Source organism: Curtobacterium sp. MCLR17_034 (assembly GCF_003234485.1).
GTDB lineage: Bacteria > Actinomycetota > Actinomycetes > Actinomycetales > Microbacteriaceae > Curtobacterium > Curtobacterium flaccumfaciens.
This window is the reverse complement of sequence record NZ_QKTH01000004.1, coordinates 82921-104293: the sequence shown is the minus strand read 5'-3', so window position 1 is coordinate 104293 and position 21373 is coordinate 82921. Positions and strand designations below refer to the sequence as shown.

Below are 21373 nucleotides of genomic sequence, written 5' to 3'. Positions count from 1 at the left end.
CAGGGTTAGAGAGTTTTAGGGGCTTTAGTGCGCTTTAGACGTGGATCGCTTCGACGGTCAGTGTTGAACCAGACGCAATAGCAAGCCCGATGGAACGGACCGTCACGCTGCAACCCGTCGTCGTTTTCGACCCAGGCACAACAGCACACACAGCAGCCAGTGCAAGCCCGGAAGACGTCACCGAAGCCGACACTGCGTAGTTCGTATCCGCAAACGGTTTCGGCCACACGATCGGATACGTCTTCTCCGCATTGATACCCAGCAACGTCATCGCCGAGTTGGTGACGGTCTGCACCATGCGCTTATCAAACTCGCTCAACGTCGCAGTGCGGGACTGCACGTACGCAGACCACAAGCCGATGATGAGCATGTCGGACCGGACGCCCTGAATGCTGCCGTCGAGGTTGTAGATGACGAACTCTTTGAGGCCTGCTGCGTCAAGATCGTCAGCGATCGGCCCCATACCCGCAGCGAGAGGATTGTCCTTGTACGTCCAGTTCTTCAACACGACCGCAAGGAACTTGGTCATATCGACCTTGTAGTCCGCGCCAATGTTCTTCTTCGCCCGAGTCGACGCACCAACACCAAGATTGCCGTCAGCGTCCACGTACAGCTGCACAGGACTGTTCGTCAGTGTTGTCGTGCGAACACCCGGGGATCGGAGTCCATTCGTGAACTCACCCGTCAGCCCCTTCACAGTCAGCGCAGCAGTGACGAACAAGCCCGTGACACCCGAGTACGCGGCGAGATTCGCACCGGTCACATCGCCGCCGGCAGACACGCTGCCAGAAGCAGACAAGCCGGTAACGGTGAGCCGCCGGCGGACGGCCTTCTCCAAGTTGCGGAGCCGCTTCAGGATGTCCCGCAGTGTCGTCGTGATGCCGAGCGGGCCGGAAGGTGTGGGGTCGCCCATGTCACTCCGATCTGTTGCGTATGTCGCCACGGTTGAGGTAAACTGTTGCTATGAGCGAGACAGATGACGGCTGCGGATATGTCGGTGGCTCCGGCGATAATTCGAACATGCGTTCGGATAATGTGCTTACCCCGGAGCAGTACCGTGCACTGGCAGCCGAAGCGAAGCAGTTCGCCGTTGCGCACCGATGTGCCGGTGAGTGGATCACGGCTGACCGTCACGATCGATTCGAAGCCGCCCTCCGTGCCGCCGCTGACCAACTCGAAGCGGGAGGCTTCGATGACGGTTACCGCAACGGCTACAAGGTTGGGTACATGCACGCATCCGGCAAGGCGGACGCATCGTGAGCACTGTTGAACGTCACGAACGTTGGGTGGCCGACGTGCCGACCATGCATGAAGCGTTCACGTTCGTCATGGAACACGTCGACAAGTACAGCGACCCCGAGGTGACCATCAAGCCGCGTCGCTGGGTGCTCGGCGAGGTAACGCATGACCCCGGCGAACTCAGTTTCGAGGTCACTGTCAGCGGATTCGAGACGGTCGCATGAACATGCACGTTGTGCCGCGCGGCGACCTGATCGAACACGACACCGACGACGAGTGCGTGTGTCGACCAACTCCGCGTTTCGAAGACGGCGGAATCGTCTACGTGCACCACTCGCTGGACGGACGAGAGCAACGAGAGGCGGACGCGCTGTGAGCAATCGCTTCTGCCGATGCTCACTCATTGGACATGCCTGGCAGTACGCCTACCGAAACCTTGACGTGTGCACTCGTTCTTGCTGCCGGGGTTGGGCGCAAGGGGAACGCTTCGTGCAGCGCGGGTGGTACCCATGCACAACTGCTCCGATCGTGGAAGGCAAAGATGGCTAGCGTCACCCCCCGCCGCAACCGTGACGGCTCCGTGTCGGATGCCGCTACAGTTCCTTGTGTGGGTAACCCGAAGCGTGTGCTGACAGCGGAGGACGAGCAGGCGATTCGGGACGCCATGACAGCGGCCGAGACTGCCGGGGCAGCCATCCGGGAAGCCGTCCTCACCGCGCACGCTCACGGTGCGTCCGTCCGTTCCCTGGCCGAGTTCACCGGGATGAGCACCAACACGATCATGCGATGGAAGAAGGACGCGAAGTGAGCGAACGACGTGGGTGGCAGGTTGCGTGGTCGCTGTTCATTCTGTCGGGCGTACATTTCACCCAGTCAACGAGTACGTTTCGCCGGTCGTGACAGACACCCAACGGTTGTCCTGATCACCCGACAGGTTCGTGATGCGCCGACGATACGAACCATCCGGCAGGTAGCAGTCGCCGCGCATCTTCACCACGCAGAAGTCGCCCTTGCTGTACTCGGTCAGCATCGGCGACTCGTTGGCACGCACCTGGAACGACCAGAACTCGACCGGCTTCGAACCAGTCCGTGCGTTCTCCCGCACGTACGCGTCCAACTGCGTCTGCTCATCCACTGTCCGGGACGCATCAACGAGCTCGAGCAGCGGATACCCCTGAGCGAGCAGGTTCGTGTTCGTGTACGTGGAGAACATGGTTGACGCGGCCGCAGCACCACCTGTACCCCAGGTACGGCCCTGCAGCTTCGAGCCGTCCTTCTTCACTTGCAGACCCTTGATGCTGGTCTGCCCGACGCCGTAGTCCCACACGTGCGTGTTGGTGCCGGACAGTTGCGGCTGCGACGGTGTGCCGACGCGCATCACCCACTCCACAAACCGGGTGTCGGACTTGAACCGTGGTAGGAAGTCGATCTCAGGACCGTTGTCCGCAGCCACCAAGTCGTTGAGTGCGTCGCCGACGAGCTGAAGGTCAGCGCCCTGGTACTCGCGCGTCTCCGTACCCGACACTTCCGCCGGGAGCACCACGGGAACGTTGCCGCCCGTGTGCGCCTGTGCCTGCGCAACGAGTCGACGTGCGACCGTCATCAGGGAAACGTTCTCGTAGTACGTCTCCACGTCAAATGGCGTCTCAGTGCCCTTCAGCACGGGGATGAGGACACGGTGATCGAAGTACGACCACATGCCCGTCGCCGTCAACTGCAGTTCGCCACTGTCACGGTCCCATTCGTGCGTCCAGATTGGGCCAGCGTTCAGGATCACGCCGTTGACGGCGACGCCAAGGAACGACTTACCAACCGTCGCCACGTTCTGCAGGTCCAACGCCCGCATGTCCGGGTCAGTGAGGGGGACCGTGGCACTGATCGAACCGGCATCGTTGATAGCAGTCGACCAGTTGCCGTCTTTCACCCGCAGGTGCGTTGAGATGCGGCCCGTGAGCAGGTCGCCGATGAACCAGTCCATCGGAGCCCCCTAGTTGTTGGCGCGCTTCAGCCGTGCACTGAACCGGAAGTTGTACGTCAGTGTCGAGTTCGACGTCTGCCACGCCTTCAACTTGATGTAGTCGCCAACGTTCAGCGACAGAACGCCAGTCGTGTTCGACGGGGCCATGCCAGACGAAGAGCCGACGCGGGTGGCGATCGGCGGGGACCCTTCCGTGTCGTTCTGCGTGATCGACACGTACCGTTCCCCGTTGCCGGTCGACGTCCACGACACTGCCGCGGTGACGTCATACCAACCGCCGACCGTGATCGGCCCGATCGTGCCATCTGAGCGCGTCGGGAACACGGCAGTATCCGACGACGAGTACCGGGTAATCGTCCCACCCAGCGTCAGGAGATCCGTGTTGGAACCCTTCGTGCCACTGCCGTCAATCACCACAAACGTGTCAGCGTCGATGCGCTGTGAACGCCCGCCACTGATCGACGCCCACAGCTGGGTTGAGATGCCATCTACGTCGAGTACCTGCAGCGTCCCGTTCGGCAGGTTCGCCGAGTCGGACATCAGGGTGCCGGTCGATCGGTAGCGGACCGCGCCCCCAAACGTCGTGAACCCCGCAGTAGCAGAGGACACCACCCCGGAAGCGTTCGTGCCCGTCACATTTGCAGGGATCAGCAGGTTGCCCAATGCAAGCGCCCCAACAGGTACGGCCGGAATGGTCGGCGACGCAGCAGCAGTACCCTTCGCCACGCCGAACACAGGCAGGCTGTTCGCATCCCCCTTTTCCGTGTCGTTCTGACGCACGTAGATGACGTCATAGCGGCTGTTCGCAGAAGGTGCAGGATCCAGCTGAACCGTCGCAGCACCGTTGTTGTACAGCACCGCAACGCCGTCCGCAGTGCCCCGCGAAACAGCGAACGCAGCCCGGTCCGGGATAGTAATTGTCATGTTCGAGTTCGTCGTCCACAAGGTGCCATCGGTCCGCGGGGTGAACACCACGCCAGTGCGAGTGTTACCCGCCGCCTGGCGCATCAGCCGAACAACATCCATCTGACGTGCGTCGAGAGCTGTCGTGCCCGCCGTCGTCACGAAACCATTACTCAGAGCCATCCGTGTCTCCTAAACGAAAGCGGGCGCAGTCAGCGCCGTGAAAGTAGGTGTCCCCGTGACCGTTCCCAATGGGGTGAACTGGATTTCCGCAGACCGTTTCGCCGGCACCGTCCACCACTCCGAAACAGTCAAGAACCCAGTAACGTCGGAACCGTTCACTGTTGCGCGGCCAGTGCGCGGGTCGATGCGGACCGTCTCAGTCGAATCGATCGGCCGTTGGAACCGGATTCGCTGACCAGTCGGAACCCACGTCAGCTCGAAACCCGACGACAAGCCACCAGTCACCTCGAGGATCGACGTGGTTTCCGCCGTACCAGGATTCGCAGCCAACACGCGGCCACTCACACCCGGCGTCCCCCAGTCGAAGAACTTCCCAGTAGCCACAACAGCGCGTGGCTGATACGTGCCATCCCCCGCCGGAGTCAAACCCTCTGTCAAGTAGAAACCCTCATTCGCCTGATCGCGGACGTAATACGTCGCCGGGTACAAGCCATCAGTCGGCGACGTCGCACCATCCACGCCAAGCGGCCACACAAGACCCGACGAGGGCATAGGAACACCAGTCGAAGAGGAAACCACGGACCCATAACGGAACGGATCAGCAGCAATCACATCGAACGCGAATTTGAAAAACGGCTGGAACAAACCGTCATCCATCGTCGGAGCATTCGACAGCCCAACCATCGCCCACCGCGTATCCACAGGATCCGTGACAGTGAACGTGGCCTCCTGCCCATCCGACATCAGACCCGCAAGAACATCACGAGCCGCATACGCATCCTCAAGCGAATCGCCCGACCAGGAACCCTCCACCGACACAACCCGAGGGTCACGGTAGATGGTTCCCGGCCGAAACGACCCATGCGCCTGCGGACGTGAATCAGCCTGATACCGGGCCGGCGCTCCGTCATACCAGCCCACAAGCTTCGACAACGTAAACCCCGACCAGGCTTGGTCATCGAACGTCACACCACCGAAATCGACAGTCGTCATGACACCATCCCAGCGAATTGACGACCGAGCTCACGACCCAGCACGGTCGTAACCGTCTTCGGGTCGACGCCCTCGATCGGCGTGATGTAGTTCTTCTGCTCGTACGTGTTCCCAGCAGCAGGAGCGGCCTGCACGATCCGTGTGGGATCCATGTACCGGACGTTGCCGCCCTGGTTCATGGCCTCAAGTAGTCCGCGATTCGCAGCAGTCGCATACCGATTCACGACGAACTCTTGACCATGCACCAGACCGGCAACCTGACCCGCACCACCATCGCCCGTGTACCCACCAACCTGATACCCCGGAACGCCCAGCGCCTTACCAATCAGACGCTGCAGCTTCCGCGACTCAGTGCTGATAGCCCTCGTAATCGAGGCCGCGTTCTTGTTCGCCGAACGCAGCTGCTTCTCAGCCGCCGAAATCAGCTTCCCGAAGTTCGCATCCGCCACCTGGTTACCGATCTGCGTTGAGGTCTTACCAATCGACCCGTACTGCGTATTGATAGCCGCGATCTGCGACTTCGACGATGCCGCCAACGACTTCGCCAGAGGCAGACCCTCATCAACACCCAACGACGCAACCTCATTCAGAAGAGCCGGTGCAAGACCGTTCTTCCGCAATGTCACCAGCAGCGCCTGGAACTGCTTCAGCTTCGACGCACGAGACGTCAAGCCACGCAGCAGAGACGTGCTCGAGCGGTAGTCGCCATACGAGAAATCCGACAGCTTGCCGGAAATCGACGACGACATAGACGATGCAGAAGACTTCAAACCGTCAAGCTTGTCCGACGCCTTCTCAACAGCCTTCGACGCAGAATCCGAACGCTTCTCAAGCCTGATCATTGCCTTCTCGGACCGACCAGCGATACGCGCAACAGAGTTCCGATAACGCTCCGGATACTTCGCATCCGTCGCAATACCAAACGCACCCTGCACGGCAGACATCCCCGTCAGCGAACCCGTACGCATCGACGTACGGAACTGGTAGTAGTCCGTCTGCCGAGCCAGACGTGCAGCCTCAGCCTTCTCACGGGCCTCAACACGCGCCTTAGCCGCCTTCTCGCGAGCCTCCTGGCGTTCCTTAGCAGCCTTCTGAGCAGCAACAGAACCACCCGCGGCGTAATGACCAACAAGGCCACCATCCGCATACCGGCCAGCATTCACCCGGTCCAGGAAACCAGTCCCATACTTACGAACCGACGAAGCCTGAATCACATACTCGTTATCCGACAAGTACGCAGGAATCGAATCCGACGTCTCCGTGCCAGGGCCGCGAACATGACCACCAGACGCCTTGAAAACGCCATTAGTGTTTTGCTTCGTCGCAACCGTCACCTGGTTCGTCGTGATCGTGATGGTCTTCGACTGCACCAACCCGAGCGAGTTGAGCACACTCTGAATCGCAGACTGCGCCTGAGCGGTCGCAGCATTGATCTGTGTGCGCTTCTCCGCCGGCAGCGCATCCAACTTGGCCCGATAGCCGTCAGCCTTCGCGCCCGCCTCAGGCGCGTTGTTCTGGAACAACGTCGCCCAGTCCTTCGGCGTGCCCAGGATCTTGTCCGCATACCGCTGAGCAGCAGCACCAGTCACACCGTACTGACCGAGCGCAGCGATCAGCGACGAACGGCCACTCTCAAGAGCGCCAGTAGCCTGATCCTGAGAACCCGTCTGCTGGTACAGCGCACCGGCATAGTTGAGCGTGGACTGCGCGATCGAATCCAGCGACGCAGCGTTCGCGCGACCCTTCTCAGTCGACACATCAAGCGACTGACCGTTCTCCTTCACGGAGTCCGTCACCGCATCGATAGACGCCTCGAAGTCCCGCTGAGCCGAGTTCACATCGAGCTGCACCGAGTTGAAGTCCTTGATGGCATCAGTAGTGTCCGAGATGGACTGCGCTGCGTCATCTGCCGACTGCGCAAGAGAGTCAAGGCCAGACGCGGCCTCGTCCGAAGTATCGCCAGCCTCACCATTCGCGTCCGCCAGCTGATCTGCCTGGTCACGTGCAGACGACATAGCTTCGCGCTGCTTCTCCACCGACTGCACAAGCTCGGTGATGTCGCCCGACGCATCCGACAGACCCTCGCCGTACTTCTTCGTGATGTAGTCGTTGTCGTCACTGCCGCGGATGTCCTTCTGGACAGCGAGCAGTTCCTTGTACGCCTTCGTGTTGCCCTGAGCAGCCTTCGTTACAGTCTCGAGCGACAGCCCAAGACGGTTCGCCTTATCGAACGCCGACGACCCAGCAACCTCGATACCCAGGAACGACGTCTTAGCTGCAAGAGCGTTCGACACCAGTTCCTTGGTGTTCTTCGTCAGCGCGCCCGTCGTCGAATCCAGAGAATCCCGCAGAGTCTGCGTGTACTGAGCAGACTGCAGCTGCGCGTTCGCAAACACCACAGCTGCCGCAGCAGCGACAGACAGGGCGATGCCCCACGGGCCACCGAGGAACTTCAGCACACCACTCAGCGACGAACGGGCAGTGATGCCCCCATCGCGAAGGGTGGAGAGCGCGGCCCGGAACTCGACGATCTTCGGGATGGCGATGAGCAGTCCGCCGGCAAGAAGCGTTGCGCCACCAACGACCGCCGTCAGCGCAAGAGCGGAACCCTTCACCGGCTCCGGCAGCCCGTTGAACGCCGTCACAACCTGCGTCATCGTCTGCACAAGCGGCCGAAGCGCACCGTTCGCAGCAGTACCCGCCTCGATCAGCCCAGACTGGAACGCCGACTGCAGCTTCTTCAAGTCACCGTTAAGGTTGTTGGACTTCTTCGCCGCCTGGTCGACTGCGTAGCCAGCGTCGTTGTTCTGGTCGATGTACTGCTGGATGCCGTCAGCACCCTCTTTGTACAGAACCGTCGCAGCACGAACCGCGTCCGCACCAAAAATCTGCGACAGAGCCTGCTGGCGCTGAGCATCCGACAGGCCCGACAGTCGCTCCTGCAGCACCTGAGCGATGTCCGCCGCACCAAGGAACGAACCATTCGCATCCTCGACGTTGATGCCGAGGGACTTCATCAGCTGCGCCGACTCCTTCGACGGATTAGCCAGCATCTGCAACATGCTCTTCAGTGACGTACCAGCGTCAGAACCCAGCAGACCAGCATCCGCGAACGACGACAGCACGCCCGTCGTTTCCTCGATCGAGAAGCCGAAGTTCGACGCAACCAGACCAGACTGGTTCAACGCGTCGCCGAGCTCCTGCACGCCACCCAGCGCCTTACCGGCACCAGCAGCCAGCAGGTCAGCGATGTGAGGAACGTCGGAGCCCTCAAGGTTGAACTGCTTCATCGCGACCGCAGCGATCTGCGTCGCCTTACCGAGATCCACGTTGTCCGACGCAGCCAGAGCCAGAACACCCGTCAGGCCAGCGCCGAGGATGTCGCGTGTCGCAAGGCCAGCCTTACCCAGCTCAACCTGCGCCTCAGTCACCTGAGTCGCCGTGTAACCGAACGCAGCACCAGCCGTCAGAGCCTGCTCACGGAACTTACCCATGTCCGCCGCAGACGCATTCGTAGCCGCCTGCACCTTCGACATCTGCGCATCGAAATCCGCCGCCATCTTCACGATGACAGCAGAAGCCCCAACAGCAACAGCGCCGATACCAACCAGAGCAGTACCAACAGAAGTCGCAGCCTGCCCGAACTTCTCGAGCTTCTCCGACTCTTTAGCCGCATCAGCCGTAGCCTTACGAACCTTCTCCATTCCAGAGACATAGTTCGCAATAGAGGCCTGGATCGTAACTTTCACCACGCGCTCAGCGATGATGACCACCTCCACAATGGGGCCACACAGGCCGGTCGAATTGGCGTACGATCAGCGCATGACCGAACAGAAGACGAACGCGACCGCCGGGCTCGCAGGCATGTACCTGCTCGTCATCGGCGTCGTCCTGCTCGTCGTTGGTGTCTTCGTGTGGACGGCCGGCGGGCAGCCGCTCATCCCGATCGCCCTCGGCGTCGTCATGCTTCTGGCGTGGCTGATCATCAAGGCCGCGAAGAGCTAGTCGCGCTCGATCGCCTGCACCGGGAACACGACACCGCTCAAGTTCGCGCCTTCGCCGGCAGCCTTCTTGTAAGCGTCCATCGCGTCAGCCTGCGCACGTTCCGCCCAGTCGATAACTGGTGCGTAGATCGTGTTCCCCTCAGGCGTGACGACCGGCAGGCCCGCACGGTAGACACGCTTCCCATCCCGGTTGGACGGGTCACTATCGGGCGACCATGCCTCGTCACGCGGCTGCCCGTGCGGCCCAATGAGCGACTGGTACGCACGCACACCCAACACAAGCGACACCTGATCTGGCGTCCACTCCGGCTCCCGCTCAACACGCGTGTACAACAGCACCCCGTCGTCATCGAAGACAGGCACATGCCGTTCCTCCGGCGTCCAACCCCGCAGCACGCGCGGGGCGACACCAAGGTCCGCAGCTAGGAGGACTTCTTCTCGGAGGCGAGGGCTACGGCGCGCAGCGCTTTTCCCACCTCCACCGCCCGAGCAGAGTCACCCTCGTTGAGCGCGAAGATCGCATCAGCGATACGCCGGTGATCGCCGCCCGAGATGACGCCAAACAGGTCTTCCCACTGCCCACCCGTCAGCTCGCGCTCATCCTCACCCTCGAGGATCACACCGCTGTCGATAGCCGCATGCCGCGTCACCGCGTTCCAGTCGTACTGGAAGTACATGTCCGCGAGCACACCAGCACGCGGCGGGTTGTTCAACGTCAGGTCAGACCAGCCCTCGCCGATCAGCCGCTCGAACTTCAGCTCAACCAGCGAATCCGCGAACTGCGCACGGATCTCATCAGCCTGCTTCAGCAGCTTCGTCAGCGGCGACGACTTCGCCAGGCGGCCATCATCCGGCTTCTGCTTCTCAGCCTCAATCTGGTCCTCAACCTCAGACAGACGCGCCGCAACATCATCGTCCAGCGCAACCGTCACCGTCTTGAACGGACGCGGCTTAGCCTTCGCCGCAGCAAGCTTCTCGTCGAACGTACCCATAAGTCTGTTCCTCACTCGACCTCACTCAGAAAAGGTGAACCCGTGCGGGCAGGAGTGAGACTGCCCGCACGGGAGTTAGAAACCAGCTAGGTCAGGAACCAGTAGCCGGGGTGACGTCGCGCTCGACCTTCGCGAGCGGGTAGAACGGCTGGGTCTTCGTGAAGACCGAGTTCGCTGCTGCCTGATCGCGCTGCTTGACGCCGGCCTGGTTCAGCCAAAGGTCAAACTCCCCAGACGAGGTGATATCGGCGTCGTGATCCGTCGCCCAACGCACAGCGAAGACGTAGTTCTCGTCCTCAACGAACAGCGGGTCAGCGACGTTGGTCGGGTCGCCATAGATGTACTGAATGCTCAGCTCGCTGGACTTCTTGCCACCACGGCTGAAGGTGTCCTTCGACGTGAGGCGGTCATCGGTGATTCGCTCCTGCGAAGTCGTCTCAGCCCAACCGCTACCAGCGGTGAGGTCGTAAGTGATGTCCACAAAAGCAGCCGAATTCAGCTGCGTAACCGTGATGTCCTTAAGCGTCTTACCCGCCGTCAGGATGGAAGCCGGAGCCGCCATCACAAGCAGGTGACCTTCGGTACCGACGGACAGTGACTGCGATCCCTTGTTGATCATTCTGCAGGCTCCTTCTTCTTGTCTGCGTTCTTCCCATCCGTGGTCACGGAGGGCTTCTCTCCCACGAGCGGGAAGAACTCAGGCAGACGCGCCTGAGTGGTCTTATGAACTTCCATGTGCCGACCGTTCGGGCCGACCACGAGGACGTGGTTGTCATCCATGCGGATCGCTCCTTACATGCAAAAACCCCGCCGAAGCGGGGTTAGGTAGTGGGGATCGGTTGGGACCGGAATGAATACTCAACGGTCTGGAACCACATCGGAGGCGACACATCCGAATCGATCTGCACCGGGGACACGTAATCGCGCCTCAGAGGGTCAGTGCGCGTGCTCGGTACAACCAGGCGCACACCACGACGGAAAGGCCGCAGAACGCCATCCAGCCGCTCCGACACCCACTGCGCCTGATCCGGGGTAGAACCAGAACACTGGAACGTCACCGACGCATCACGGACAACCTGACCGCCAGTCACACGATCCTGCACATCGTCATCCGCGCCAACCTGCAGCGTCAGATACCACGTACCCGCGATCGGCTTACCATCCGCACCGACAGCGCGACCCTCGAACAGCTTCCCCGTCTTCTTGAACTCAGTGTCCGACAGCAGCAGAGCCTTCAACGCGTTCTTCTCAGCGATCGTCGTCACAGTCCCGCCGCCTTCAAGCCGTCATCGATAGCGCGCTCGATGCCCTGAGTGAAGCCAGGCGCTTCATTCTGCAAAGCTTTAGGGATTCGCTTACGACCAGGCGTGCGAGGCGCACCCTCATCGACCAGACCCACAACGGAACCCTGCCCGCCAAGCTCCGGACCGATCTCCGCACTGATACCGCCCAAACGCGAACCGGTGCTGCCATGCAAGTCATACGAGATCGACCGAGACGCACCAGGCAGAGCTCGAGCGCCGCTGTACTCATCACGGATCAGATCCTTGATGTTACGGGCCGAAATCTCGACAGCCTTACGAACGAACGGTGCAGTCGCCTTCGGGATCTCACCGAGATCACGAGCAAGAGAACTCAGGTCATCAGCCACCAGACACCACCCTCGCTGCAAACCGACGAGCAGTCGCATACGACGAACGGAACGGGGCCTCAATCCGAGCCACCGTCCCAGGAAGCGCAGGATCAGTCAGAGAACCAGTCACCCGCACCTGCATGCCGTTCTGCACATCAACAGACGAACCGATCGGCAGGCTCAGAGTGGCCAGCTGCGACACCAGCAGCTGCGTAGACGCCTCAACGTCCGACGCCTGCACGTTGCCCGCCTTGAACCTGCACGGGCCGTCATACACCGGAGTGAACACAGCCGGATACTCACCCGACCCGTCCATCTCAGTGGACTGAACCTCAAACCCGATCTGAGCAGTGTCCGTCATCAACGACTCCGCGTTCGCACGGAAATCCGGTAGCAGGCGTTCCACATCGCTGCGCAACGACATCAGTACCCGAATCCGTAAACGGGCCGGCCTGCGAGGTTGACGCCACACGAACACGACGACCCAAGGAACATCAGATCGCACCAAGGAAGGTGCCGAATAGCCGCCCCCACCGTGTCGTACGAGTACGCGCCACCGTTCGACTCAGTGAGCCCAAGCAGCGTCCACCACTCGTCGAGGATCGTCACACGACCCTTACCCGACTGGTACGTCCGCGACGACGACGCATCATCAACCGAGATCGTCACCTGCGTCGCATCGTCCGGCTTCTTCACCTGCGCGACAACAGCCTCACGGACCACGTAGTCCATCTTTGCATCGTCGATTGTTGGCACCGGCACTGCCTCGAGCCGCCGAGTCTCAATCAGCATTTCAGCGTCAGTGATCCACAGTTCCCACTGCTTCCACTGCACTGAATCCGGCTCGGGGGCGGTCTGCCCAAGAGCAACCGCAATAGTGTCAGGCGTCACCGACATGACCGCCCCCTTCCCTTACTACGCGTCCGACTTCTTAGGACGACCCGGCGACCGCTTCACGGCCTCCGGCTTGTCCAGCGACTCCCAGTTCTTGCCGATCAACTCAGCAAGAGCCTCATCGACCGAGACGATGGAGCCTGCCTCGTTGCGATACCGAGGCATTAGGCGACCTTGTCTTCGATCACCGCGAACTGATCCTGGAACGCGTACCAGCCGTAAACGACCTCCGCGCGCAGCAGAACCTCGTTGTGGCCAGCGAGGTCACGGCCCGTGTTGTCCGGGTCGCCGTACTCGAGAACACGGAACGGGATCGTCCGCTGAACACCCCAACGCAGACCAGACTGGAAGTTGCCGATGATCGCGCGAACCTTGTTGTCAGTCACGCTGCCATCGGTCGGCTTCCCCGAAACGGTGGTCGACACAGCCGCGTTGACGCCCTGGAAGTTCGTGATCCCAGCACCAAGGCCGAGCTCAGGGAACTTCTTGCGGCCGTCCGCGTAGCGAGCCGTCGACAGCGTCCACGCGTACTGCGGGTCGAACGCGACACCATTCACGCCGTAGCCGGCACCGATGACGAGGCCAGCAGCGGACTCGAAGTCGATGTCAGCAGCAGCGCCAGTCTCAACGCGCTTCGTGGTCGAGTTGAGGTAATTCGTCCACGAGGTCACCGCAGTGCCGGTGCGCGGGTTGATGCGGTAGTACAGGCCCAGGTCGAGAGCACGGGCGAGTGCCAGCGAAACCTTGTCGCCGAAGCGGTCAAGGATACCGGTCCGATAGTCCTCGTCGGCCCACTTGAACTCGTCCGAAGTGCGGAACTGCACCACAGCCTTGTGCGGCGTGGCGGTGACGAACGAGGGCTTCGCGTCATCCGAACCCTTCGGTGCCGACTGCTCAACGAACTCCGCCGTAAGGTCATCATCAAAGGTGATGATGTCGACGTTGCCGAAGCGCATCGGCTCCTGCCCGGAAAGGGCAGCAACCGTCGAACCGGTCTTCGCCTTCTCAACGATGCCGTCAGCGATCTGAGTCGGGAAGTGAAGATCCCCGCTCTGCAGCGTATCTGCCATGTGTTTCTCCTAAGTTTTGCGCGCTACGATTTGCGCGAATCAAGCTGATCGATGACGCCGGCCCACGGAGAGCGGGCCTTACTCATCGAGGTAGTCGAACCCTCCTTGGGTGCGACGTTTCCGTTCTTCTTCCGGTCTGCTACACGCGCCGCAAGCCGTTCAGCCTGCGCCGTGAGAGAGTCGGCATCTGAACCAGTGAGAAACAGGTCAGCGTCCGAAGGTGCGCCATTCTCGCCAGGCTCGGTACTGATTCCGTACTTCGCCGCGACGCTGGTCTTCAGCGCCTGCGTACGTGTAGTAGTCAGTTCCGTTTCCAGCGAAGCCAAACGCTGCTCGAGCGTCTGCGCTGATTCAGCGCGCGTCTTCAGCTCGGTGTAGTCACCGAACTTGTTCTTCGCCTGCTGGGCAAGCCGGTCCTTTACGATCCGGTCAACATCAGCCTGCGTGAACGCCTGCCCCTGCTCTTCGCCACCCTTGTCTTCGGTCGATTCGACCTGACCCTCAGCGGCATTCGCAGTGTCACTCATCGGTTCCCCGTTTCTGTCCCGTCGGACATCAGACCGGCCTTAGACGCGGCCGTAGCGTTCCCCCGTCAACCGGGGAGGTCTGTGAAATTCTCGTTCAAGTACTCACGCAACTGAGCCCGCTGAGCAGGCGTGCGATTCTTCTTCGACGCCACATACTGCACCGTCGAAGCTTCCGGCCCGTCATAACCGACAAACGCCGGAGCGGCCGTGCAATGACAATGCTCATGCGCTGCGAAACGTGCCGTGTTCGCCGTGTACACAGCGCCACGAGCAGCGAGCATCGCGCAGAACTTGCATCCACCCGACGCCACCCGACGCCACCCGACAGCCTGCGGATCCCGCTCCGTGTTGCCCGTCACCGTATCCCGATAAGAACGCGCCGTCTCCAACTGCACAACACCCGCAAGACGGTTACCCGCCAGAACATCGTCACCGTCGAACAACGGCTCAGCCGACCACGCAATCGCACGACGCAACTTCACCGTGCGATCAACGATCACCAAATCCGTCGTAAACGAACCAGCAACGCCAGCCAGATCACGCTCATCGTCGTAGAAATCCGCAGCCAAAGCAGCAGAACCATCCTGGTAGTACGAAACGACCTCCGGTATGCCCCCTAATAGGTCATACCGGCGCTGCTCCGCACTACCCGAAGTCGACCGCAGCAGCTGCAGAGAAGTCGATACGGCGACATCAGCTACTAGAGTCAGCGCCCGCCGGGACTCCAACGCTGTCGGCATTCACGGCCTCCTGCGTCGTCGTCTTGTTCGCCAGCGCCTCGAGCACTGTACGTCCCGCCTGCCGGCGCTTCTGCGCCAGAGCCCGCTCAATCTGCTGATCATCAAGACCCACAAGTTCAAGCGCCACATCCGTATCCGCCAACCACGGAACCGCAGCAATCTGCTTCTGCCCCGCATCAGCCTGAGCCGACTTTGACAGGTACAGCGGGTTCCGCCACTTCGGAGCCAACGTCTTCCAGGAATCCGGAACACTATCGAGCCCGTTCTGCATCGCGAGAGCGCGCATCACCTGACGCTTAATGGGGATTGACCACTCGTCAGTTGCACCCTCAGCCTCCGCGATCAACGAATCGCGGCCCTGCACATACGACCCTTCCGAAGTGGGGTTCGCCATGTCAGTCAGCGCGAAGTCCTGGTCCGGAAGATCGAACTCACGAGCCTCGAGTTTCGCCAGCGCATTCAGATCCGCCAAGTGCGGCTGCGGCGACTCAGGCGACACCTGCTCGAACGTGGCACGCGGGGTCGCCGCTTCCTCGTCGTCAGGTATGCCCAATACGCGGCCCATGACATGCTGCCAAGCAGGCTTCATCGTCCCGTCAGCGTTCTTAAACACATCATCCGAAGCGCCAAGCATGACCATCTTCGGGATCGCGTAGATGTCCATGTGCGCCTCAAGACGCATCAGCGCACGAAGCGCCGCATCCTGGTGCGACATCGCCGGACGCGAGATTCGCGAACGGCCCATGCGGCGCTCAGATGACGGCTTGTAGACCATAGGTTCCACAGGGACACCGAACGAATGCTCCGAGCGCTCAACAACCCACCGGTTTCCCTCATCCTGCTCTGCGCTGATCGTCAGATCTGGCAGATACAGAACGAACCCCGTGATACGCATATCCTTGCGCGCTGTCACCGAAAGGAAGCTCGTGAGCCGACGACCACGGACGCTGTACTCACCAGTCGCATTCAGTGCGTTACGTGCATGCACCAGAGCAGACGGCTCGTCCGCATCCACCCCACGAGTCGCAACCAGGAACGAGACGCCATTGATGAGCGAATCAGTGCGCCCCTGAGCAAGCTCCGAAAGCAGCGAATTGTCGTCCTGCAGCTGCTGCATACCCAAAGAATCAAGGTCACCAGATGGCCAAATGAACCGGTCAATGTTGCACCGACGACCAAGGCCGTCTACACCCTTAGCGGTCCATCCGAGAGCAAGCGCAAGATCCTCATACTGCGGCGGGATGATATTCCCCACCTGACGGACAGCCCGCTTGCCGTCGTAATACGACGCACGACGCAGGTTGCGCGGCGCGCGATTGTCCAGCTGCTCAATCAGTAGATTCAGCGTACGAGTCTCATCGTCGGTCAGATCAGAGATCCGGATCTGCTCAGTCACATGACCACCGCCATCCTGGATCCAGTTTTACCCTGACGCTTCACGTTCTCGTTCTGCGCACCCCACAAAGCCAAAGACGCCGAAACAATCGGAGTGATGTCAGACATCGCGTCCTTCCGATTCCAAGCCCACGCACCAGCCAAAGGACGCTTACGAGCAACCGACAACGCCACATTTACCTGCGGCTGATCCGTATGGAACAACTGCTGCGACATCACGCCATCGAACAAAGCCGCGCAAGCAACCGCCATATCACGACCCTCAGCAGCAGCCAAAGTCACAACGACATCCGTACCCTTCAAGTACCAACGCCCGTTCTTCCGCTTCTCCACAAGACCCGTCATCTCATCGACCACAACAGCGTGAAGACGGTTCTTCTTCGAGAGGGTTTCAATATGAGCCGGAACCCAATCCACACCCTTACGCTGCTCATCCATCTCGACGTGCCAACGGCCATCCGGACGCTTACCCGCGAACGACACCGAAGCCACCGAACGATCCGGAGCAACATCGATCGCCAAAGACAACCGCTCAACAGCCATCGACGCCGGATCGGCGACCAGATTCCACGAGTGCTCATCAATGACCCGCGCTGTTTCGGTCGGGTCCCAGATGCCAAGAGCTTCACGGCGGAACGAGTCCTCGTCCGTCAAGTTCTCCCGCATGCGCTCGATCGACTCGACCGGGGTGCGAGACGGGAACGACGGATTCGCCTTCGCCCACTGCTCATGATCGTCAGAGTCAGCAGACGGATCCGCCGAGAACTCCACGTATACGATGTTCTTATTCCGACCCGACAGCGCCTTGCTACGACGATTCGTGAACTCTTCGCCAGGATCAGACGGGCGCGGCGGCGTCCCCATGAAGAACAGCAGTGCGCCGGCCTCTTGCTGCGACTGGTTCGCCGCAGCAACCATGTCCTCGAGCGCCTTCGTGGTCAGAATCTGACCCTCATCGAAAACCTCAGCATCAACCTTGTCAAAGCCGCGGCCGAAGCCAGCCTCACGAGCTCCGAACATGATCACCGAACCGTTGCGGAACCGGATCTCCTGCTCGCCGTTCGTTGAACGGATCGCCTGGACATGAGGCCAAATCTTCTTCTTCTTCACCATCCCCTGCAGCGAAGCGAACGTCATCGTCGCCGTGCGGGTACGGTGCGCCGTCCAGAGCGCAGTGAAACCGGGGAACAGAACGCAAAGGGCAATGATGATCATGCCGACCAAAAACGTCTTGCCGACCTGGCGTGGGATGCTCAGCACCACTCCGCCGACAGTCGCCGCGTACTTGCCATCCTTGCGCTTTCCCAAAGCGATCGAACCGACACCGTGCTGCCACGAATCGAACCGAACACCCATCTCAGCGCACTTCGCCACCACACGTGGCCAAGCCGTCGTCACGATGCCTGAAGGCATCACCACATGGCGGGCAACCTCAGATAGCCGCGGCGTCGAACTTGCCGTCTTCGACGTCGGCATGCGCTTCCGCCTCCAACTCTCGAGCGTCAAACGCGTCGATCTCGCGGGCCGTCTCCATGAGGCGCTTTGTCAGTGCCGCCAAGTCACGAGCCGGTGTATTCGGATCCTCAACAGCAACAGCAATCCGACGCCGAGAAGCGACCAACATCGCCCGAGTGTCATTCGCCGCAGCGGCCTCAGTCAGAGACAGCGGCCGGGCCGGCTTGTCATCCGCAGTGACAGCTCGGAGCTTCGGTGCAGCCATGCGTATCACCGCCTCAGAGGTTGGTACAAGTCAGATGGGGTTGGTACAAGCCATTGGAAAAAAGGTGGGAGGGGGACGGTCGCTAGCCCCGGAGGTCCAGGAGCCGCGCGAGAGGGGGCATCCCCCCACCATCCAACACCGTCGACTTGGTACAAGTTGGTTGGTACAAGTTGCCGCTTAGCGGTTGAGTGAGCCGCTTCGCCGCACGATTGGCGCGACGATTCTGGCCCGCTTCTTGCTGTTGCAGTCACGTCTTCGATGCGCTGCCTTCATGTTGGCTAGCGCATCTTGACCTCCCTTTGCGAGAGGTACGACATGATCAACGACGAATGACTTCGGGTCAGTCATCGGTAGCTTGTAATCGATACTCGAGCCGCAGAGGTAGCAGCTCGCACCCGTGGCTCGAAGCCTGGCACGTGCACGCTTAGCTTGCGCACTGTTGCGCTCAGTCATGCGTCAACCCCACTAGTGTTCGTCATCCCATGGTCGGGGCTTATCGTTGCAGCAGTAGCGTGCGGCTGATGCGTTGGGGTATTCGGCACCGCATTGTGCGCATGTGCTCACCATGCTGCGGTCGCAATCATGTGCACTGTTGACCAGGCGATGATGATGACGCAGACGATGACGGTGATGATGCCTGCGTTCTGCCACGCACGTTCACGCTTGGTCATCAGTCACGATCCTCGATGGGTTGTTCGAACACGGCGTCGATGGCTGCGATCAACGCAGGTGGTGTGTGCTGTTGTGTGGGCCAGACGTTCGACCGGACACGGTGTGAGCTCAGCGAGTCGTCATCGTTCATGGCCGTACGCCATTGTGCGGATCCATTGGATGAAAGCACCGGCCGCATCACGGCACATGTCTAGAGCGTCATCCAGAATGGCGTCTACAAATTGCGGGAGCAGGAGCAGTACTGCCGACAGAAAGCACGCACATACGAACATGGCCAGGCCAACCCCGGCGCTCATCATGCGGCTTCTTCAGCCAGTGCACGGGAGCCATCAACGATCATGTCGAGTTCGTCGAGTTCGACGACGCGATACCAGGTGGGCACGAGGACTGCGTTGATGTTGACGCCCTTGGTGGCGCAACGTACTTCGATCTCTTCGTGCAGGCTGTTCATAACGTCGTTGATGACCTTGGCTGTTGCTTCGGTCACGGGAACCTGAAGTACATGCCCGTCGATCTCGCTTGAGAGTGGCACGTCGAGCATTGCAGCCTCCGATGTGTGGTGAGTTCCCGTCCGTCACTCGAGCCGCGTGTGCTCATGTTGTGCCGTGCCTCACCCGCGCTGGCCTGTGTGGCGTCTTGGCAGGGGCCGGCTAGTCATGTTGTTGAGACGACTGGCGACGGACGGGAAGAATGTGGGTGCACGATCGAGTGGGCAGAGGCTTGGTCGAGGCGTTGTGGCTCTGACCATTTGAGCTTGCCCACTCGTCGGCGGTACGACACATGCCCAACATGTGTCGTGGTCACAAGCGGTGTGAGATTCGAACTCACATCCTCGGCGCGTTCAACGCCGCGCAGATACCAGCCCAGCGGCTACCTGCTCCCCGCTTGCAAGATTTGGGTGCCCCTTATGCGTCTCAGGGGCCACGAGCACGTATACAGTCACCTGCGTGCGTCCTGATCGTTGCGATAATCAGGGCGAGCGGGCAACAAGTAAGGCCACCTACCCGAAGGTTGATGGCCTGGTGGAGCACACAATGGTGCTACGCGGTTACAGCATAGCCGATATCAGTCGGTTGCGGTATCCGATTCTGGGTGCGAGTCGCAAGTCACTTCACCCATTCCCCGGCAACCGGTGCAAATCTGCTTCGTTCCCGCCCAGTAGCCTGTGTACCCATTACCCCGGCAGTATGGGCAAAGCTTCACTCGTAGCGTCATGCACTCATCCTCTCACTTACCTCTGCCAGTTCTTCCCCAAGTTCCTCGATCGCACCCATCGAGTCCCACCTGGTTCTGCACCTCTGGCACGTTACCTGTTCCTCCGACGTCCGCCCGTCTTCGTCCTTGCGGTAGGAGAGGATGAGCCGTGCGGGTTGCCGTTCGCCGTCCTGGTCGACCCACTGCTGGTCTTTGCAGATGACGCAGAGGTAGCCGGTGGGGATCTGTTTCACGTTGCGGTCGAGTTTGGCGGTGATGGTGCGTTCCCAGCGGCGCAGTTCGCGGACGTGCCATTCGGTGAGTTCGTCGTTGAATGCGGTCTGTGCGTCGTAGCTGACGTACCAGCGCCGGAGTGACGCGGGTAGGTCGTTGCGGTCGTACGCGGTCAGTTCATGTCGCAGCCAGTCGCGGAGTTCTGTTTGGATCTTCGTGAGCTCCCACAGTGCGTCGGAGTCGATGACGTTGCGTTCACGTGCGGACGCCGACTTGGATCCGCCATCGTTGCCGGCGGATGGTACGACAGCATCAGCCAACTGTTGCAGCAGTGCGGGGTGTTCGACGGGGACGGTGCGCAGGTATTCGCCGTCGTCGGTTGTCTGCTTCACGTTGACGACGGTCGGCTTCGTGAGGGTGTCGATGGCGTCGAGTAGGCGGCTGTCGGTCAATTGAAACCTCCGAGCGCGCCAACTCCGACGAAGTACATCACAATCACGAAAGGGCTGGCGATCACGCAGCCGCCCCAGAATGTGCTGGTCCGATCTGCTACGAAATCAGCAAGCTTGGACAGCATCAATAAGCCAACCACCGCTACCACCAGCGCGAGCGGCACCACGAGTGCCATGATCCAGGGGTTCATCGTTCTTCCTCCAAATATGCGGCGTCAGTTCCACGTCCCAGTGGCCACCGTTGAACAGAAGACGGCCCGGGAGTCGTTGTGACTTCCGGGCCGTTACGTGTGGCTTCTTCGAGTAGCCACCGTCGCATGCGTTGCTCGATCGTTTCAGGCATCGTCACCTCCTGGCCGTTCGACGACGACTTTTTCATCCAGCCAGTCGTCGCGTTCTTCGAGTGGTCGGCTGAACTCGAGCAGGCCGCAGATGGGGCCGCATGTTGGGCAGGTGTCGTGGATCAACGCGGCCACCTGACCTTCCTTAGCGGCCGGTACACATTGACCACGTACCAGCGAGTGAGTGCCAGTCGCAGCCGTTTGACATC

The 21373-nt window shown here is 60.7% G+C and carries 29 protein-coding genes and 1 tRNA gene; 5 read left to right on the top strand and 25 right to left on the bottom strand.

Annotated elements, in window-relative coordinates:
- Positions 1-34 precede the first annotated feature (34 nt).
- Positions 35-913 (bottom strand): hypothetical protein, encoded by an 879-nt coding sequence (locus DEI98_RS06550; protein ID WP_146243451.1) that lies wholly within the window; start codon positions 911-913, stop codon positions 35-37.
- Between the two features lie 50 nt (positions 914-963).
- Here DEI98_RS06550 and DEI98_RS06545 point away from each other — a divergent pair, with 50 nt between their 5' ends.
- The 4 genes from DEI98_RS06545 (at position 964) to DEI98_RS06540 (ending at position 2047) form a co-directional block, all read left to right on the top strand.
- Positions 964-1260: a hypothetical protein gene (locus tag DEI98_RS06545; RefSeq protein WP_146243450.1), complete on the top strand. Its 297-nt coding sequence runs from the start codon at positions 964-966 to the stop codon at positions 1258-1260.
- A complete protein-coding gene (locus DEI98_RS18305; RefSeq protein WP_146243449.1) occupies positions 1257-1463 on the top strand; it encodes a hypothetical protein in 207 nt (68 codons plus the stop codon). The genes DEI98_RS06545 and DEI98_RS18305 overlap by 4 nt, the downstream gene beginning before the upstream one ends.
- Positions 1460-1615: a hypothetical protein gene (locus DEI98_RS18605; protein WP_181437968.1), complete on the top strand. Its 156-nt coding sequence runs from the start codon at positions 1460-1462 to the stop codon at positions 1613-1615. Before DEI98_RS18305 ends, DEI98_RS18605 begins: the two co-directional genes overlap by 4 nt.
- 231 nt (positions 1616-1846) lie before the next feature.
- Positions 1847-2047 (top strand): hypothetical protein, encoded by a 201-nt coding sequence (locus DEI98_RS06540; protein ID WP_146243448.1) that lies wholly within the window; start codon positions 1847-1849, stop codon positions 2045-2047.
- A gap of 57 nt (positions 2048-2104) precedes the next feature.
- Here DEI98_RS06540 and DEI98_RS06535 read toward each other — a convergent pair whose 3' ends face one another.
- The 4 genes from DEI98_RS06535 to DEI98_RS06520 are packed head-to-tail and all read right to left on the bottom strand — an operon-like array spanning position 2105 to position 9069.
- Entirely contained in the window at positions 2105-3217 is a 1113-nt protein-coding gene (locus tag DEI98_RS06535; protein WP_111100280.1) for a hypothetical protein, read from the bottom strand.
- A 9-nt stretch (positions 3218-3226) separates the two neighbouring features.
- The gene (locus DEI98_RS18300; protein WP_146243447.1) at positions 3227-4303 is read right to left on the bottom strand and encodes a hypothetical protein; all 1077 of its coding nucleotides are present in this window, start codon (positions 4301-4303) and stop codon (positions 3227-3229) included.
- A gap of 9 nt (positions 4304-4312) precedes the next feature.
- Complete coding sequence (locus tag DEI98_RS06525; RefSeq protein ID WP_111100278.1) at positions 4313-5296, bottom strand: phage tail domain-containing protein; 984 nt, start codon at positions 5294-5296, stop codon at positions 4313-4315.
- Positions 5293-9069 (bottom strand): phage tail tape measure protein, encoded by a 3777-nt coding sequence (locus DEI98_RS06520; protein ID WP_146243446.1) that lies wholly within the window; start codon positions 9067-9069, stop codon positions 5293-5295. The genes DEI98_RS06525 and DEI98_RS06520 overlap by 4 nt, the downstream gene beginning before the upstream one ends.
- A gap of 49 nt (positions 9070-9118) precedes the next feature.
- On the opposite strand from DEI98_RS06520, the gene DEI98_RS06515 reads away from it, so the two are divergent.
- Positions 9119-9301, top strand: coding sequence for a hypothetical protein (locus DEI98_RS06515; protein ID WP_111100276.1), 183 nt, complete (start codon positions 9119-9121; stop codon positions 9299-9301).
- Here the strand turns inward: DEI98_RS06515 and DEI98_RS06510 are convergent.
- The 20 genes from DEI98_RS06510 to DEI98_RS18590 all read right to left on the bottom strand — a co-directional run bounded on the left by DEI98_RS06510 (position 9298) and on the right by DEI98_RS18590 (position 21299).
- The gene (locus tag DEI98_RS06510) at positions 9298-9663 is read right to left on the bottom strand and encodes a hypothetical protein (RefSeq protein WP_111100275.1); all 366 of its coding nucleotides are present in this window, start codon (positions 9661-9663) and stop codon (positions 9298-9300) included. The genes DEI98_RS06515 and DEI98_RS06510 overlap by 4 nt on opposite strands.
- Positions 9664-9722: 59 nt before the next feature.
- Positions 9723-10292 carry a hypothetical protein gene (locus DEI98_RS06505; RefSeq protein ID WP_111100274.1) on the bottom strand — a complete coding sequence of 190 codons (570 nt, stop codon included), beginning with the start codon at positions 10290-10292 and terminating at the stop codon, positions 9723-9725.
- Positions 10293-10383: 91 nt separating this feature from the next.
- Positions 10384-10911, bottom strand: coding sequence for a hypothetical protein (locus tag DEI98_RS06500; RefSeq protein ID WP_111100273.1), 528 nt, complete (start codon positions 10909-10911; stop codon positions 10384-10386).
- On the bottom strand, positions 10908-11072 hold the full coding sequence (locus DEI98_RS18600; RefSeq protein ID WP_181437967.1) for a hypothetical protein: 165 nt from the start codon (positions 11070-11072) through the stop codon (positions 10908-10910). The genes DEI98_RS06500 and DEI98_RS18600 overlap by 4 nt, the downstream gene beginning before the upstream one ends.
- 41 nt (positions 11073-11113) lie before the next feature.
- Positions 11114-11557 (bottom strand): hypothetical protein, encoded by a 444-nt coding sequence (locus DEI98_RS06495; RefSeq protein WP_111100272.1) that lies wholly within the window; start codon positions 11555-11557, stop codon positions 11114-11116.
- The gene (locus DEI98_RS18295) at positions 11554-11943 is read right to left on the bottom strand and encodes a hypothetical protein (RefSeq protein ID WP_146243445.1); all 390 of its coding nucleotides are present in this window, start codon (positions 11941-11943) and stop codon (positions 11554-11556) included. The genes DEI98_RS06495 and DEI98_RS18295 overlap by 4 nt, the downstream gene beginning before the upstream one ends.
- Complete coding sequence (locus DEI98_RS06490) at positions 11936-12349, bottom strand: DUF6093 family protein (protein WP_111100271.1); 414 nt, start codon at positions 12347-12349, stop codon at positions 11936-11938. Before DEI98_RS06490 ends, DEI98_RS18295 begins: the two co-directional genes overlap by 8 nt.
- Entirely contained in the window at positions 12349-12822 is a 474-nt protein-coding gene (locus tag DEI98_RS06485) for a hypothetical protein (protein ID WP_111100270.1), read from the bottom strand. The genes DEI98_RS06490 and DEI98_RS06485 overlap by 1 nt, the downstream gene beginning before the upstream one ends.
- Positions 12823-12983: 161 nt before the next feature.
- On the bottom strand, positions 12984-13889 hold the full coding sequence (locus DEI98_RS06480; protein ID WP_111100269.1) for a phage major capsid protein: 906 nt from the start codon (positions 13887-13889) through the stop codon (positions 12984-12986).
- 23 nt (positions 13890-13912) lie between these two features.
- A complete protein-coding gene (locus tag DEI98_RS06475) occupies positions 13913-14416 on the bottom strand; it encodes a hypothetical protein (RefSeq protein ID WP_111100268.1) in 504 nt (167 codons plus the stop codon).
- A gap of 65 nt (positions 14417-14481) precedes the next feature.
- Complete coding sequence (locus tag DEI98_RS18290; RefSeq protein ID WP_146243444.1) at positions 14482-15156, bottom strand: hypothetical protein; 675 nt, start codon at positions 15154-15156, stop codon at positions 14482-14484.
- Positions 15110-16552: a phage portal protein gene (locus tag DEI98_RS06470; RefSeq protein ID WP_111100267.1), complete on the bottom strand. Its 1443-nt coding sequence runs from the start codon at positions 16550-16552 to the stop codon at positions 15110-15112. Before DEI98_RS06470 ends, DEI98_RS18290 begins: the two co-directional genes overlap by 47 nt.
- Complete coding sequence (locus DEI98_RS06465) at positions 16549-18027, bottom strand: terminase (protein WP_181437966.1); 1479 nt, start codon at positions 18025-18027, stop codon at positions 16549-16551. The genes DEI98_RS06470 and DEI98_RS06465 overlap by 4 nt, the downstream gene beginning before the upstream one ends.
- Complete coding sequence (locus tag DEI98_RS06460; RefSeq protein ID WP_111100266.1) at positions 17984-18271, bottom strand: hypothetical protein; 288 nt, start codon at positions 18269-18271, stop codon at positions 17984-17986. Before DEI98_RS06460 ends, DEI98_RS06465 begins: the two co-directional genes overlap by 44 nt.
- 177 nt (positions 18272-18448) lie before the next feature.
- Positions 18449-18724 carry an HNH endonuclease gene (locus DEI98_RS19035; protein WP_111100265.1) on the bottom strand — a complete coding sequence of 92 codons (276 nt, stop codon included), beginning with the start codon at positions 18722-18724 and terminating at the stop codon, positions 18449-18451.
- Positions 18725-19238: 514 nt separating this feature from the next.
- Positions 19239-19484, bottom strand: a complete 246-nt coding sequence (locus DEI98_RS18285; protein WP_146243443.1) for a hypothetical protein — start codon at positions 19482-19484, stop codon at positions 19239-19241.
- A 260-nt stretch (positions 19485-19744) separates the two neighbouring features.
- A tRNA-Phe gene (locus tag DEI98_RS18595) sits at positions 19745-19832 on the bottom strand.
- A gap of 322 nt (positions 19833-20154) precedes the next feature.
- The gene (locus DEI98_RS06450) at positions 20155-20823 is read right to left on the bottom strand and encodes a hypothetical protein (protein WP_111100264.1); all 669 of its coding nucleotides are present in this window, start codon (positions 20821-20823) and stop codon (positions 20155-20157) included.
- Positions 20820-21014 (bottom strand): hypothetical protein, encoded by a 195-nt coding sequence (locus tag DEI98_RS06445; RefSeq protein WP_111100263.1) that lies wholly within the window; start codon positions 21012-21014, stop codon positions 20820-20822. Before DEI98_RS06445 ends, DEI98_RS06450 begins: the two co-directional genes overlap by 4 nt.
- Before the next feature lie 144 nt (positions 21015-21158).
- Positions 21159-21299 (bottom strand): hypothetical protein, encoded by a 141-nt coding sequence (locus DEI98_RS18590; RefSeq protein ID WP_181437965.1) that lies wholly within the window; start codon positions 21297-21299, stop codon positions 21159-21161.
- Positions 21300-21373: the final 74 nt, after the last annotated feature.